We start from the raw sequence: 13,919 nt of genomic DNA, 5'->3' as shown, positions 1-13,919 counted from the left end.
GGCTTCCGAAGGGCCCGAACGGCCGCGGGGACCGACCGGGCGAGGCCCAAAATCAGGCGGCGTTCGATCCGAATTCCGGCACGGCATCCTTGAGCACCGCACGGATGGTGGAGCGGTCATCCCGCGCGATTGCATCCTCCAGCGCCGCAAGCCATTTGCGCAGGGTCTGCATCGGCGGCTCATTCGGCTTCGCCGCCATGATGCCGGCGACCCCGATCTCGACCGGCGGCTCCTCGGTGGCGAACAGGATCTCGTTCAACCGCTCGCCCGGCCGCATGCCGGTGAACACGACCTCGATGTCGACGCCCGGTTCGAGGCCGGACAGGCGGATCATCCGCTCTGCAAGCTCCACGATCTTGACCGGCTGTCCCATGTTGAGAACATAGACAGAGACGTCGGGCCGCGCCGGCGTCAGCGCATGCGTGGCTGCGGTCAGCACGAGGTCGCAGGCTTCGCGGATTGTCATGAAATACCGGACCATGTCCGGATGCGTCACCGTAACAGGACCGCCGGCCTCGATCTGCGCCTTGAACTTCGGCACCACCGATCCGTTCGAGGCCAGCACGTTGCCGAACCGCACCGAGATCAGCCTCATGTGCGGCTTGCCCTCCGACTGGGTCATCAGGTCGTGGTCGAACGCCTGGCAATACATTTCGGCGAAGCGCTTGGTCAGTCCCAGCATCGAGACCGGCTCGATCGCCTTGTCGGTCGAGATCATCACCATGGCTTCGGCGCCGGCCGCCTGCGCTGCGTCGGCGACGTTGACCGAACCGAAGATGTTGGTCTTGACGCCCTCACTCCAATCGCGCTCGAGGATCGGCACGTGCTTCAGCGCTGCGGCATGGAACACGATATCGGGCTTGAACTCCCGCATCAGGCCCATGATCCGGTCGCGATCGCGGATGTCGGCGATCCGGCCTTCGATGGCGGCATTGGCCCCGCGTGCCGTCAGCGCTTCCGTAACGGCGTAAAGCGCCGGTTCCGAGTGCTCGATCACCAATAGCCGCGCAGCGCCAAAGGTCGCGACGCGGTCGCATATCTCCGAACCGATCGAGCCGCCGCCGCCGGTGACGATCACCGATTTGCCCTTCACCAGCGTTTCAAGCCGCGCGTAGTCGATCTTCTCGCTTGGCCGCAGCAAAAGGTCTTCGACGGCGACATTGGTCAGCCTCGGCACGTCGCCGCTTTCGAGCGACGGCAGGCGGCTGACGAACAGCCCGAGCCGTTTGGCCCGCATCAGAACAGCCTCGGGGTGCGCCTCGGGCTCGAACGCCGACGGCGTCATGACGACCCGCGAAATCGGCTTTCCCCGCCCGGCATAATCGCGGACCACGTCCTCGACGTCGTCGATCCCGCCCAGCACCGGCACGTTGCGGATCGACTGCCCGCGGTCCGCGGCCGACGGCGACAGCACGCCAACCGGCCAAAGCTGCTTGACTGCGCCGCTCTCGATCGCGCGCAACAGCACCTCGGCGTCTGCGGCGCGGCCGATCAACAGCGTCGCCGACGCGCCTTCGGTCCGGGCATGGCGGCGAACCCGCGTGTAACGGAAATAGCGATATCCGAAGCGGAGCGCGCTCAGCGCGAACACCTGCAGAAACCAGTAGAGAACGATGGTGACACGGCCGAACAGCACCGGCGTCTTGCCGTTCGATGCGGCGAAAATGAAGGCATAGTCCAACACGACGAGCGTTACCGCCAGAAGGGTCGCCACGCGCAGGATATTCAGTGCATCGGGAAGCGAAATGAAACGCCATTTCGTCGTCGTCAGATTGAAGACGTAGCAGATAACGACGCTGAAGGCGACGAACAGCGGTAAGATCTTCAACAGCAGCGGCAGGCGGGCATAGAAGGCCTCGCCGCCCTCGAATCGCAGATAGAAGCTTGCGAGCAGCGCAAGCGCAGTCACCAACGCATCATGCGCTGCGATCAGGTAATTGCGACGGGTCAGTTGCGAAAGAGGTGTCATTCCATTGGCCGGCTGCGGGAACGAGGGGGATTCGCGGGGCGTCCTTCGCCCGCTGATATCTCATCTCTGGCGTGCATGCCAGATCATGGCCGGACTGTTCCGGAAGATTCCATTGCCTCTGATCTGGCGCGGAGCACCATGCCTCCGGCAACTCCGACGCCCAGCACATACATCCAGCCTTCATGGAAGTCGAAGATGTGGGAGTTGAACAGCGAGGTGAAGATATTCTGCACTACGACCAAAAGCCCGATCCAATTCGCAAGCCCATCGCCACGGAACAGGAGCAAATGCAACAGCCACATCGCGTACAGAATGACGACACCGACAATGCCCCATTGCACCGCAACGTTGAGCGTCTGGTTATGGGGATTTCCGATCACTTCGCTGCTGGCCTGGTATGAGTCGTGCGTGGCGACGCGCTCGAACAGGCCGCGCGTCGCGCCCGTGCCATGGCCGATCAGCGGTGCCTCGGCAAAGAAGCCGAGTGACTTCCGCCAGAACTCGAGCCGCAGCCCGATCGATGTCGGGATGTTTTGTTCCTTGTAGAGCTGGTAGTCCCGGGCAAACGTCTCCGCGGTCCAGCGCAACGCCGGCGAGGTCTGCCAGGCAACGGCGGCGAACGCGGCCGCTACGCACAGGATGATGACGATGCTGCGCCACCTCAGATGCAACAGTGCAAACACCGCGAACATGATCGGCACCGTGACCAATGCCGTGCGCGACACCACCAGGAACGCCATGTTGACGAACAAGCCGAAGGCGATGGCGGTGAGCAGCACGGCCAGCGCAATCCGCTTTGCCCGCAGCAGCATGATAACCGGATAGGCCAGCGCAACCGCGCACAGCGTGAATTCCTGGCTCTGGGCGATGTAGTTCTTGACAAAGATGCCGCGTGCGGCGAGCTCCGGCGTCCGCAACGAAAGTTCAGGACGGAGAAACACCAGCCAGGACATAAGCATCAAGAGCGTGCACGAAGCGAGGAACGCCACGAACACCCACGACCCGCGCGCCGAGCGCTCGAAATGATAGAGCAGGACCGGAAGCACCAGGAGCTTCGCGGCCGGCCCCACGGCATAGAATCGCGCGCCCCAAGCGGCGTCCGACCACAGGGTTCCAGCAAACGCTAGAACGAACAGGGCGATCGGCAGCGCGGAAATCGGGCGCTTCAGCGAGGCAAGAAAGCCCTTCAACTCTATCGTCGGCGCAACCGTGACCAGAAGCACAGCGCCGAAAATACCGACCAGCGAAGTCGACCACGGCAGCGACAGCGCAAGCAGGACCGCGACGAGGTCGCTCACCTTCATCCATGCGGCGGAATCGCGCCAGATCGGCAGCGCCTTGGCGATCGACGTCGTAGCTGCGTTCGCGCTCACGCCTTGCCTCCCCTCGCGCGGCCGACCAGCGACGTCGTGCTGTGGCCCGGCAGGATATCGACGAGCACGACCTCGCCGCCGGTGGCCTCGACGATCTCGTGGCCGACGACCTGCTCGCGCGTATAATCGCCGCCCTTTACCAGCACGCTCGGCCTCACCCGCGTGATCAGGTCGATCGGCGTGTCCTCCGCGAAGATCGCGACGAGATCGACCGCCTCCAGCGCTGCCAGCACTTCGGCGCGCGCCCGCTCATCCTGCACTGGGCGTCCCTCGCCCTTCAATCGTTTTACCGAGGCATCGCTGTTGAGGCCGACGATCAGGCGGTCGCAGGCACCGCGCGCCGCTGTCAGCACCTTGACGTGGCCGGGATGCAAAATATCGAAGCAGCCATTGGTGAAGCCGATGCGCAGCCCCTGCCGGCGCCACTCTGCCAGATGCACGGCGAGATCGCCGCCTGCCGGCACGATCTTTTCTTCGGCCGCCAGCGACGCATGCGGCAGGATTTTCCGCCGCAGCTCCGCGGGCGTCACGGTAGCGGTGCCCTTCTTGCCGACGACGACGGCCGCCGCCGCATTCGCCATCCGCATCGCAGTCTCCCAATCGGCCTCGGCAGCCAGAGTCAGCGCCAGCAATGCAGCGACCGTGTCGCCCGCACCCGAGACGTCGCGCACCTTGACCGGCAGCGCCGGCACGTGGATCGTCTCGCCGCTGCGCAGCACCAGCGTCATGCCGTGCTCGCTTTGCTTCACCAGAATGGCCTCGCAATCGGCCAGATGCATCGCATCCTGCGCCGCCTCGGCAATGTTCTTGTCGGTGTCGCGGCTGCGCGTGGCCGCCGCAAACTCCCTGCGGTTGGGTGTCAGCAGCGTGGCGCCGCGATAGATCGCCAAATTGGCGCTCTTGGGATCGACGATCACGCGCTTGCCGAGCTTCTTCGCGGCGTCGATGATGTTGCGGATGACGCGCGCCGTCAGCACGCCCTTGGCGTAGTCGGACAGCAGCACGATGTCGGCGCGGGGCACAAGCGGCAGGATCGCATCGATCAGCCGCTGCTCGACATCGGCCGGGGCCGGCACGGCCTGCTCCCAATCCGCGCGCAGCATATGGGTGGAAAAATGCTCTGAGACGAAGCGCACCTTGCGCGTGGTCGGGCGGGAAGGATCGGATACCAGCACGGCCTCGATCAGGCTTTCCCGCGCCAAATCGGTCTTCAGCTTCGCACCCGCCTCGTCTTCGCCGATCAGGCCGGCAAAGATGCACCGTGCGCCGAGAGACGCAATGTTGCGCGCGACGTTGCCGGCACCGCCGACATTGGTCTCGCTACGCTGGACCGCGATAACGGGCGCCGGCGCTTCCGGCGAAACACGGGATACGTCGCCATAGACGAACTCGTCGAGCATGAGATCGCCGACGCAGAGCACGGTCTGATTTGGGATCGCCTGGCTCAGGGCTTCAAAATCGAACATCTGTCTACCTGGTGCCCATCAGCGAAAGCGATCGGGACGATCGAGAAAAACCTTCACGTAGGTTTCGACTGCATCTTCGAGCGCGGTAAAGCCGCCATTATACCCGGCGTTCAGCAACCGATCGACCTCGCTCTGGGTGAAGTACTGATAGCTGCCGCGGATCTGCTCGGGCATGTCGATATACTGGATGTTCGGTGCGATGCCGAGCGCGGCATAGGCCGATAGCATCAGATCGCGAAAGCTGCGCGCCGTGCCGGTTCCGACGTTGAAGATGCCGCTGACATCAGGCGTCGAGAGCAGCCACATCGTGACGCGCACGACGTCGTCGACATAGATGAAGTCGCGCCGCTGGTCCCCGTCGGCGATCCCTTCGCGATGCGACCTGAACAATTGCACCGGACGGCCGGCCTTAATGTCGTCGAAGCGCCGCGCCAGCACGCTCATCATCGTGCCCTTGTGATATTCATTGGGGCCGAACACGTTGAAGAACTTCAATCCCGCCCATTGCGGCGGCAGCCGTTCGCCGCGCGCTGAGCGTTCGGCGACCGCCATGTCGAACAGATGCTTGCTCCAGCCATAGAGGTTCATCGGCCGCAGCCGCTTCAGTGCGTCCATTGACTGGTCGTCGCCAAACCCCTGCTCGCCGTCGCCATAGGTCGCGGCCGAGGACGCGTAGATCAGCGGCGTGGCGTTGGCCGTGCACCAGTCGAGCAACCGCATCGACAGGCGGAAATTGGTCTCGATCACCAGGTCGCCGTCTGTCGCCGTGGTCTCGGAAATGGCGCCGAGATGGATGATCGCCTCCAACCGGCGGCCCTTCAGCCAGTCCATCAGTTCCGAAGGCGGTACAAAATCGGCCAGCCGGCGTTTGGCCAGATTGCGCCATTTGCCGTCATGGCCGAGCACGTCGCACACGACGACGTCCCGGCCGGCGTCATTCAACGCAGCCACAACGTTCGACCCGATAAAACCGGCACCCCCGGTCACCAGCAACATGCCATCCCCTGCCATGATTGTTCGGGCGAAAGCTTTGCCTCACTCCCGCGCGGCAGGCAACTTTGCTCCTCGGCGGATCGAAGACCGAATCGACCGGCTTTACGTGTCGCCTTCGAGCGGCTACCGACGGGCCGGCAATCGGTTAGCGACGAAATAAGCCAAGATATGAATTTCAATTCACCAAATGGGATCGAAATGGAAGATAGCGCCGACACCAGGCCTATCCTGATCGTTCCCTATATGTGGATTGGCGATTTCGTCCGCGGCCATACCGTGGTGCGGGTATTAAAGCAGCGCTGGCCGAACCGCCCGGTCGACCTCCTGGTGACCCCCCTTTGCGCACCGCTGGTCGACTATATGCCCGGTGTCCGGGCGGGCATCGTCTGGAACCTGCCGCGCAGCCGGCTTGCGCTGGCCAAGCAGCGGGGCCTCGCCACCGAACTGCGCGCCCGCGGTTATGGAACCGCCCTCGTCCTGCCCCGCACCTGGAAGGCGGCGATTGCGCCCGCGCTGGCCGGCATCCCCGAGCGCGTCGGCTTTTTCGGCGAGGCGCGATTCGGGCTGATCAACCGGATGCGCTGGGGCGAAAAGGCCCTGCCCCGCTTTATCGACAAGAATGCCGCGCTGGCGCTGCCCGACAGCACGCCGCTGCCGCCGGAATGGCCAGTGCCGCAGCTCGTAGTTCCGCCGGAGGAAACGGCCCGCTGGCGGCAGGCGAGCGGGCTCGGCACGGGCCCCGCCGTAGCGCTCGGCCCGGGCTCCGTCGGCGCCTCAAAGCGATGGACCTATTATCCGGAAGCCGCGCGGCTCCTGATCGAGCGCGGCCTCGACGTCTGGGTGGTCGGCGGTCCCGGCGAAAAGGCACTGGCGCAGGAAATCGTCTCCGCCACCGGCGGCAAGGCCCGCGACCTCACCGGGACTGACTTGCGCAACGGCATACTGGCGATGGCGGCGGCGAGCGTGGCGATCTCGAACGACTCCGGCCTGATGCACATCGCGGCCGCGATCGGCACGCCGACCATGGGCATTTTCGGCCCCACCAGCCCCTATCTCTGGGCGCCGCTGAACGGCCTTGCCGCCACGGTGCTGCAGACCAAATCGAAGCTCGCCTGTCAGCCCTGCCAGCGCACGGTTTGCACCATGAACAACCATCGTTGCATGCGTGACATCGCGGCGTCTGACGTCGCCGACATCGCGCAGCGCGTGATGGCTCAATCGAGCGTGCGATAGACTGCGGCGATCGCCTTTGCCTCCGCCTCAAGACTGAACTTTTCCAGCACGCGCGCACGCGCCCGCTCGCCCATCGCATGTGCCGAGGCCGGATCGCGCATCAAAGGCTCAAGCGCCGCGACCAGCGCCTCGGTATCGCCCGGCGGCGTCAGCACGCCGGTCACACCGTCCTCGACCACGAACTCCGCTGCGCCTGCCCGCGCCGCCACCAGCGCCGCACCTGCCGCCATCGCCTCGATCAGCGTCAGGCCAAAGCCTTCATTGCGCGAGGTGAAGGCGTAGATCGTCAGCCGTTGGTACCAGCGCTGCACTTCCTCGATTTCGAGCTCGCCCGTGATGACGATGCGCGATTGCAGCCCGGCCGCCTCGATCTGCCGTTTCAAGCCATCGGCAAAACCCTGCTGCTCCGGCACGACCGCGCCGACGATGACGGCGGTGAAATCGGGATAGCGCGGCAGCAGCCGGCACATCGCCTCGACGAACACGTCCGTGCCCTTTTGCGCGCGCACGCGTCCAAAGCAGCCGATCGCGTAATGTCCTGGCAGTTTCGCCTCGGCAAACGCTGCGGCGCGATCGGCCGGCGGCGCGTAGGCGTTGGTATCGACGCCGTGCATCACGACCGTCGCCTCGCGTTTGAGAAACGACGCCGACAGTTCGGAGGTTGCGATCACGGCATCCATCTGCCGGATCAGCCAGCGCGTCAGCCAGGTGTGATGCCGCTGCGCCGCCGAGGTGAAGACGAGTTTCAGCGGCCAGCCCAGCGCACGCAGCAAGACGCCGACAATCATCTCGTCATTGCGTCGCGCGTGCCAGATCAGGGAGTTGCGATGCCGCCAGAGTTTCAACAGATCCGCAAAACCCATCCGCGCGATGGCGTCGGGCGCGTGCGGCCCGAGCCATGCTGCGCGGTACATTTGCGCGAGCTTCGGCGCCACCATCCGGTTGGTCGCCGTGACGCCCGAATAGCGCCTGTGCAGATTCGGCACGATCAGTTGCAGATCACTGGCCAAATTGTTCTCGATCGGCACGTCCGGCTCCGTTTCGGCCAGTTCCTATACGCAACATTAAGCATAGTGGCCAGTTCGCCAGCGCCGAAACCCCCTCTTCACCGCGAGCCCCCTAGCATTGCCTGCAAATAAATCGGGAGAGGTGACCCATGACCGTGCTCGTCACCGGTGGCGCCGGTTATATCGGAAGTCATACGGTTCATGCGCTGGTGGACGCCGGCGAAAGCGTCGTCGTGATCGACAACCTGTCCACCGGATTTTCCTCGCTTTTGCCCCGCCCCGTGCCGCTGTTCATCGGCGACGCCGGGGACGAAAATCTCGTCGAGGGCGTGATCGCCCAGCACCGCGTCGAGAGCATCATTCATTTCGCCGGCTCCGTCGTGGTGCCGGATTCGATGCGCGATCCGCTCGGCTATTACCGCAACAACACCATGACGACCCGCAGCCTCTTGAATTCAGCGGTGAAGAGTGGAGTCAGCCGCTTCATCTTTTCGTCAACGGCTGCCGTCTACGGCAATCCGGACCAGGTGCCGGTGCCGGAACACGCGCCGACGCGGCCGATGTCGCCTTACGGCTCATCCAAGCTGATGACTGAAATCATGCTGCATGACGTCACCGGTGCACACGATATGAAGTACGTCGTGTTGCGCTATTTCAACGTCGCCGGCGCCGATCCGAACGGCCGCTGTGGCCTCTCGACCGTCGGCGCGACGCATCTGTTCAAGATTGCGGTCGAAGCCGCCACCGGGCAGCGCGCCAAGGTCGACGTGTACGGAACCGACTACCCGACGCCAGACGGAAGCTGCATCCGCGATTTCATCCATGTCAGCGATCTCGCGGAGGCCCATCGCGCCGCGCTGTCATACCTGCGAGGCGGTGGAAGCTCGATCACGCTGAACTGCGGCTACGGCCGCGGCTATTCGGTGCTGGAAACCATCGAGGCCGTCCGCCGCGTCTCGATGCGCAATTTCGCGGTCTCCTATGCGCCGCGCCGCCCGGGCGACATCGTGACCATGGTTGCCGATACCAGCCGCATTCGTTCGATGCTGGAGTGGACGCCGCAATACGACAATCTCGAAACCATTGCCGGCCACGCGCTGACCTGGGAAAAGCGACTGTTCAGCGAACGCGGTGGCCTTCCGCAGCGTGCGGAATCGGCCTGAAATCAAGCGCTTATTTGGCTTGAAAAAGCCTCTCTAAGCGGGCAAGGAGGCATCGCAGCAGCCCTGACGCGCCGGGCTATCCAGGCGCCGTCAATGGAACGCGGATGACCGAACTTCCTACAGAAACTCCGAAGAAAATCACCGACGACCCCTATGGTGCGGCGATCCTGATTCGGCGCCTCGTCGCTGAACAGGGGCTCGCCTACTGGCGGCGCTATCTGCTCGCCTTTTCGCTGATGGGATTGGCGGCGGTGACAACCGCGGGTTCCGCCTACCTGCTCGGCGAGGTCATCAACAAGGCCTATGTCGACAAGGATGTGCGCGGGATTGCGCTCTTGTCGCTGGTCACCGTCGTCATCTTTACGATCAAGGGTGCGGCGACCTACGGGCACACCGTGATCCTGTCGCAGATCGGCAATGCGATCCTCGCAAATAACCAGCGCCGGCTGTTCGCCAAGCTGATGAGCGAAAACATCGCGTTTTTCTCCGAGCGGCATTCATCGGAATTCCTGGCGCGGCTCACTGCTGGCGCCACCGCGGTGACGCAGGTGCTCAATCTCCTGATCAACGCCATTGGCCGCGATCTGCTGTCGCTGATCGCGCTCGTCGTCGTCATGGTGATGACCGATCCCCTGATGGCGCTGCTCGGTTTTGCGGTGGCGCCGCCGGCGATGATCGTCCTGCGCAAGCTGGTGAAGCGCATCAAGGGTCTTGCACACAACCAGTTCTCGGGCACCGCCGACATCATGGAGACGATGCAGGAATCGCTGCAGGGCATCCGCACCGTGAAAGCCTTTACGCTCGAACAGGCGATGCGCGAACGGATCGACGCCAGCATCGCCGCGGTCGAGCGCAACGCCAACAAGATGGCGCGCGTTTCCAACCGCTCCAGCCCATTGATGGAAACCCTCGGCGGCTTCGCGATCGCCGGCGGCCTGATGTATGGCGGCTATCGCGTGGTCGCGATGGGCGCCTCGCCCGGCCAGTTCTTCTCATTCCTGACCGCGTTCCTGTTGGCCTATGAGCCGGCCAAGCGGCTGGCGCGGCTCAACATCGAGCTCAACAGCAACCTGATCGGCGCGCGCAAGCTGCTCGAAATCGTCGACAGCCCACCGAGCGAGCCTGACGACGGTGACAAGCCGACGCTAAAGCTCACTGACGCGCGGGTCGAATTCCGCGACGTGACCTTCTGCTACCGGCCAGGCGAGCCGGTCCTGAATCGAATGAGCTTCGTCGCCGAGCCCGGCAAGACCACCGCGCTGGTCGGCCCTTCCGGCGGCGGCAAGTCAACCGTACTCGCGCTGCTGCTGCGGCTCTACGAGGTGAACCAAGGCGAAATCCTGGTCGACGGCAAGAGCATTTCCAGCGTGTCGCGGCGCTCGCTGCGGCGGCAGACCGCCTATGTCGGCCAGGACGTCTATTTGTTCCGCGACACGATCGGCGCCAACATCGCCTTCGGCAAGGAAGGCGCCAGCCAGGACGAGATCGTGGCGGCGGCGAAGGCGGCCTGCGCGCACGATTTCATCATGGGCTTTCCACTCGGCTATGACACGCCGGTCGGCGAGCACGGCACGCAACTATCCGGCGGCCAGCGCCAGCGCATCGCAGTGGCCCGGGCGCTGATCAAGAACGCGCCGATCATTCTGCTCGATGAGGCCACCGCGGCGCTCGATTCCGAGTCCGAGAAAGCCGTGCAGGAGGCGATCGAGCATCTCTGCCGGAACCGCACCACCATCGTGATCGCCCACCGCCTGCACACCATCATGCATGCCGATGCCATCCTGGTGGTCGAGGCCGGCGAGATCGTCGAACGCGGCCAGCATGACGATTTGCTGCGCCGCGGCGGGCGTTATGCTTCCTTCTTCCGCCTGCAGCAGCGCGAAGCCGGTCCGCCCAGTCTGGCGCCGGTCAGCGCAACCGCGTAAAAGCTAGAGCATGATCCGGAAAAGTGGGCACCGGTTTTCCGAAAAGATCATGCTCAACTAGAAGACTCCGGATTTCCACCGTAACCCGAGACCCTTTTCATGACCGCAGCCTCCTACGTCATATCAGCAGCCCCGCAGCCCACGCTTCCCGTTGTCGGCGAGACCGGCTCCTATCCGGTTCGCCGCATCTGGTGCGTCGGCCGCAACTATCTCGAGCACATCAGAGAGATGGGCAATGACGAGCGCGCGCCGCCGTTCTTCTTCGCCAAGCACGCCGACATGCTGGTTCCCGACGGCGCCACGATCCCCTATCCGCCGCTGACCAAGGACCTGCATCACGAAGTCGAACTGATCGTCGCTATGAAGAGCGGCGGCCTCAACATCCCGGCCGACAAGGCGCTCGATCATGTCTACGGCTACGCCGTCGGTATCGACCTCACCCGCCGCGACCTGCAGATCGCCTCGCGCAAGAAGGAGCGGCCGTGGGAAGTCGGAAAGTCCTTCGATTATTCCGCACCCTGCTCCGCTATCCAGCCCGCATCCAAGATCGGCCATCCTGCCAAGGGCAAGATCTGGCTAACGGTCAACGGCAAGGAAACGCAGAAGGGCGACCTCACCGAACTGATCTGGAGCGTGCCCGAAATCATCTGGCAGCTCTCGCAGCAGGTGAAACTCGCCGCCGGCGACATCATCATGACCGGCACGCCGGCCGGGGTCTCGCAGCTCAATCCCGGCGACAAGATCGAGTGCGGCGTCGACGGCGTCGGCACGCTGAAGGTGAATATCGGTAAGCCGGAATAGGCCGACGATACTTTCGACAGCAAGAAGCCCCGGATACATCCGGGGCTTTTTTATTGCAGAAACGCCTATTTCTACTTGGTTATTGCGTGCTCGCTGAGATAGGCTTGGTAGGCGAGCCGGATGCCGTCCTCAAGCTTCGTGCTGGCCCGCCAGCCGAGTTTTGCCAGGCGGCTGACGTCGAGCAGCTTTCGCGGCGTGCCGTCGGGGCGCGAGGCATCAAAACTAATCGCTCCGGTATAGCCGACGATTGCCGCGACCACGCGGGCGAATTCGGCGATCGTGATGTCCTCGCCGGTGCCGATATTAACCAGTTCACTCTCCGAATAGGTCTTCATCAGATGGATGCAGGCGTCGGCGAGATCATCGACATAGAGGAATTCGCGCCGCGGCGTGCCGGTACCCCAGACCACGACCTCCTTGGCGCCGGCAACCTTGGCCTCGTGAAAGCGGCGGATCAGGGCGGCGACGACGTGGCTGTATTCGGGGTGATAATTGTCGCCGCGGCCGTAAAGATTGGTCGGCATCACATTGATGAAGTCGGCGCCGTACTGGCTGCGATAGGCCTCCACCATCTTGATCCCGGCGATCTTGGCAATCGCATAGGGTTCGTTGGTCGGCTCCAGCGGCCCCGTCAGCATCGAGTCCTCGCGCAGCGGCTGCGGCGCCAGCTTGGGATAGATGCAGGAGGAGCCGAGAAACATCAGCTTCTCGGCGCCGTGGAGATGCGCCGCATGGATCACGTTCGAAGCAATCGCCAGATTGTCGTAGAGGAATTCGGCGCGCAGCGTGTTGTTGGCGACGATGCCGCCGACCTTGGCGGCCGCCAGAAACACCACCTGGGGCCGGTTGGCGGCAAACCACGCATTGACCGCGGCCTGATTGCGCAGATCGACCTCATTGCGGGGCGTCGTCAGCAGTTCGACGTCTTCCCGCGCCAGCCGGCGCACCAGCGCGGCGCCGACCATGCCGCGGTGGCCGGCGACGTAGACCGTCTTGCCCTTCAGCTCAAACGGCAGGCTTGCCATTGGCGACCTCCCGCCTCGCTTCGTCGAGATCGTTCGCGACCATTTCCTTGACCATCTGGGCGAACGACGTCTTGGGCTTCCAGCCCAGTTTCTCGCGCGCCTTGCTGGCATCGCCGACCAGAAGATCGACCTCGGTGGGGCGGAAATAGACCGGATCGATGCGGACCACGGTCTTGCCGGATTTTGTGTCGACGCCGGTCTCGTCGACGCCTTGGCCGCGCCACTCGATGCGGCGGCCGACTTCGGCGAACGCCAGTTCGACGAACTCGCGCACCGAACGCGTCTCGCCGGTCGCCAGCACGAAATCGTCCGGGGCATCCGCCTGCAGGATCTTGTGCATGCCCTCGATATAGTCGCGCGCATGGCCCCAGTCGCGCTTGGCCTCGAGGTTGCCGAGGTAGAGCGCCTCCTCCAGGCCGGTCTCGATGCGGGCGACGCTGCGGGTGATCTTGCGGGTGACGAACGTCTCGCCGCGGATCGGGCTCTCGTGGTTGAACAGGATGCCGTTACTGGCAAACATGCCGTAGGCCTCACGGTAATTGACCGTGATCCAGTAGCCGTACAGCTTGGCGACGCCGTAAGGCGAGCGCGGGTAGAACGGCGTGGTCTCCTTCTGCGGCACCTCCTGGACCAGGCCGTAGAGCTCCGAGGTCGAGGCCTGATAGAACCGCGTCTCCTTCTCCATGCCGAGGATGCGGATCGCCTCCAGCAGCCGCAGCACGCCGATGGCGTCGGCGTTGGCGGTGTATTCCGGGCTTTCGAAACTGACGCCGACATGGCTCTGGGCGGCGAGGTTGTAGATCTCGGTCGGCCTGATCTGCTGCATCAGCCGGATCAGGTTGGTCGAGTCGGTCATGTCGCCGTAATGCAGCAGGAACGGCACCTTGCGGGAATGCGGGTCCTGGTAGAGGTGATCGATCCGCGCCGTGTTGAACGAGGACGACCGCCGCTTGATGCCGTGGAC

General features: G+C 63.9%; 11 protein-coding genes. 4 read left to right on the top strand and 7 right to left on the bottom strand.

Features of this window, described 5'->3' with window-relative positions; all coding sequences use genetic code 11:
• Nucleotides 1-52 precede the first annotated feature (52 nt).
• The 4 genes from YUO_RS0118100 to rfaD all read right to left on the bottom strand — a co-directional run bounded on the left by YUO_RS0118100 (nucleotide 53) and on the right by rfaD (nucleotide 5,804).
• Nucleotides 53-1,969, bottom strand: coding sequence for an SDR family NAD(P)-dependent oxidoreductase (locus YUO_RS0118100; protein ID WP_028348562.1), 1,917 nt, complete (start codon nucleotides 1,967-1,969; stop codon nucleotides 53-55).
• 83 nt (nucleotides 1,970-2,052) lie between these two features.
• The gene (locus YUO_RS0118095) at nucleotides 2,053-3,342 is read right to left on the bottom strand and encodes an O-antigen ligase family protein (protein WP_028348561.1); all 1,290 of its coding nucleotides are present in this window, start codon (nucleotides 3,340-3,342) and stop codon (nucleotides 2,053-2,055) included.
• Nucleotides 3,339-4,808, bottom strand: a complete 1,470-nt coding sequence (gene rfaE1 / locus YUO_RS0118090; protein WP_028348560.1) for a D-glycero-beta-D-manno-heptose-7-phosphate kinase — start codon at nucleotides 4,806-4,808, stop codon at nucleotides 3,339-3,341. The genes YUO_RS0118095 and rfaE1 overlap by 4 nt, the downstream gene beginning before the upstream one ends.
• Nucleotides 4,809-4,826: 18 nt before the next feature.
• On the bottom strand, nucleotides 4,827-5,804 hold the full coding sequence (gene rfaD / locus YUO_RS0118085) for an ADP-glyceromanno-heptose 6-epimerase (RefSeq protein ID WP_028348559.1): 978 nt from the start codon (nucleotides 5,802-5,804) through the stop codon (nucleotides 4,827-4,829).
• A gap of 165 nt (nucleotides 5,805-5,969) precedes the next feature.
• Between rfaD and waaF the strand changes: the two genes are divergently transcribed.
• Nucleotides 5,970-7,034 (top strand): lipopolysaccharide heptosyltransferase II, encoded by a 1,065-nt coding sequence (gene waaF / locus YUO_RS0118080; protein ID WP_028348558.1) that lies wholly within the window; start codon nucleotides 5,970-5,972, stop codon nucleotides 7,032-7,034.
• Here the strand turns inward: waaF and YUO_RS0118075 are convergent.
• Nucleotides 7,016-8,062 carry a glycosyltransferase family 4 protein gene (locus tag YUO_RS0118075; protein WP_028348557.1) on the bottom strand — a complete coding sequence of 349 codons (1,047 nt, stop codon included), beginning with the start codon at nucleotides 8,060-8,062 and terminating at the stop codon, nucleotides 7,016-7,018. The two genes, waaF and YUO_RS0118075, sit on opposite strands and share 19 nt — an antisense overlap.
• 128 nt (nucleotides 8,063-8,190) lie before the next feature.
• On the opposite strand from YUO_RS0118075, the gene galE reads away from it, so the two are divergent.
• The 3 genes from galE to YUO_RS0118060 all read left to right on the top strand — a co-directional run bounded on the left by galE (nucleotide 8,191) and on the right by YUO_RS0118060 (nucleotide 11,930).
• Nucleotides 8,191-9,204, top strand: a complete 1,014-nt coding sequence (gene galE, locus YUO_RS0118070) for a UDP-glucose 4-epimerase GalE (RefSeq protein ID WP_028348556.1) — start codon at nucleotides 8,191-8,193, stop codon at nucleotides 9,202-9,204.
• A gap of 104 nt (nucleotides 9,205-9,308) precedes the next feature.
• The gene (locus YUO_RS0118065) at nucleotides 9,309-11,129 is read left to right on the top strand and encodes an ABC transporter ATP-binding protein (RefSeq protein WP_028348555.1); all 1,821 of its coding nucleotides are present in this window, start codon (nucleotides 9,309-9,311) and stop codon (nucleotides 11,127-11,129) included.
• 99 nt (nucleotides 11,130-11,228) lie between these two features.
• Nucleotides 11,229-11,930, top strand: a complete 702-nt coding sequence (locus YUO_RS0118060; RefSeq protein ID WP_028348554.1) for a fumarylacetoacetate hydrolase family protein — start codon at nucleotides 11,229-11,231, stop codon at nucleotides 11,928-11,930.
• 71 nt (nucleotides 11,931-12,001) lie between these two features.
• Here the strand turns inward: YUO_RS0118060 and fcl are convergent, their stop codons facing one another.
• Both fcl and gmd read right to left on the bottom strand, forming a co-directional pair.
• Nucleotides 12,002-12,955: a GDP-L-fucose synthase gene (gene fcl, locus YUO_RS0118055; RefSeq protein WP_028348553.1), complete on the bottom strand. Its 954-nt coding sequence runs from the start codon at nucleotides 12,953-12,955 to the stop codon at nucleotides 12,002-12,004.
• Nucleotides 12,936-13,919 (bottom strand): GDP-mannose 4,6-dehydratase (gmd, locus tag YUO_RS0118050; RefSeq protein WP_028348552.1); only part of this gene is annotated, 984 nt, incomplete at its 5' end. The genes gmd and fcl, both read right to left, overlap by 20 nt.

The organism is Bradyrhizobium murdochi, from assembly GCF_000472965.1.
In the GTDB taxonomy this organism is placed as follows: Bacteria; Pseudomonadota; Alphaproteobacteria; order Rhizobiales; family Xanthobacteraceae; genus Bradyrhizobium; species Bradyrhizobium murdochi.
Note: the sequence above shows the minus strand (reverse complement) of the source record. Positions and strands in the feature narration are given on the sequence as shown.

What these genes read in the sequence shown, in the direction of transcription:
- YUO_RS0118065 (WP_028348555.1), top strand. Translation starts at nt 9,309, where the DNA reads ATGACCGAACTTCCTACAGAAACTCCGAAGAAAATCACCGACGACCCC.
- galE (WP_028348556.1), top strand. Translation starts at nt 8,191, where the DNA reads ATGACCGTGCTCGTCACCGGTGGCGCCGGTTATATCGGAAGTCATACG.
- YUO_RS0118060 (WP_028348554.1), top strand. Translation starts at nt 11,229, where the DNA reads ATGACCGCAGCCTCCTACGTCATATCAGCAGCCCCGCAGCCCACGCTT.
- YUO_RS0118100 (WP_028348562.1), bottom strand. Translation starts at nt 1,969, where the DNA reads ATGACACCTCTTTCGCAACTGACCCGTCGCAATTACCTGATCGCAGCG.
- rfaD (WP_028348559.1), bottom strand. Translation starts at nt 5,804, where the DNA reads ATGTTGCTGGTGACCGGGGGTGCCGGTTTTATCGGGTCGAACGTTGTG.
- rfaE1 (WP_028348560.1), bottom strand. Translation starts at nt 4,808, where the DNA reads ATGTTCGATTTTGAAGCCCTGAGCCAGGCGATCCCAAATCAGACCGTG.
- waaF (WP_028348558.1), top strand. Translation starts at nt 5,970, where the DNA reads ATGAATTTCAATTCACCAAATGGGATCGAAATGGAAGATAGCGCCGAC.
- fcl (WP_028348553.1), bottom strand. Translation starts at nt 12,955, where the DNA reads ATGGCAAGCCTGCCGTTTGAGCTGAAGGGCAAGACGGTCTACGTCGCC.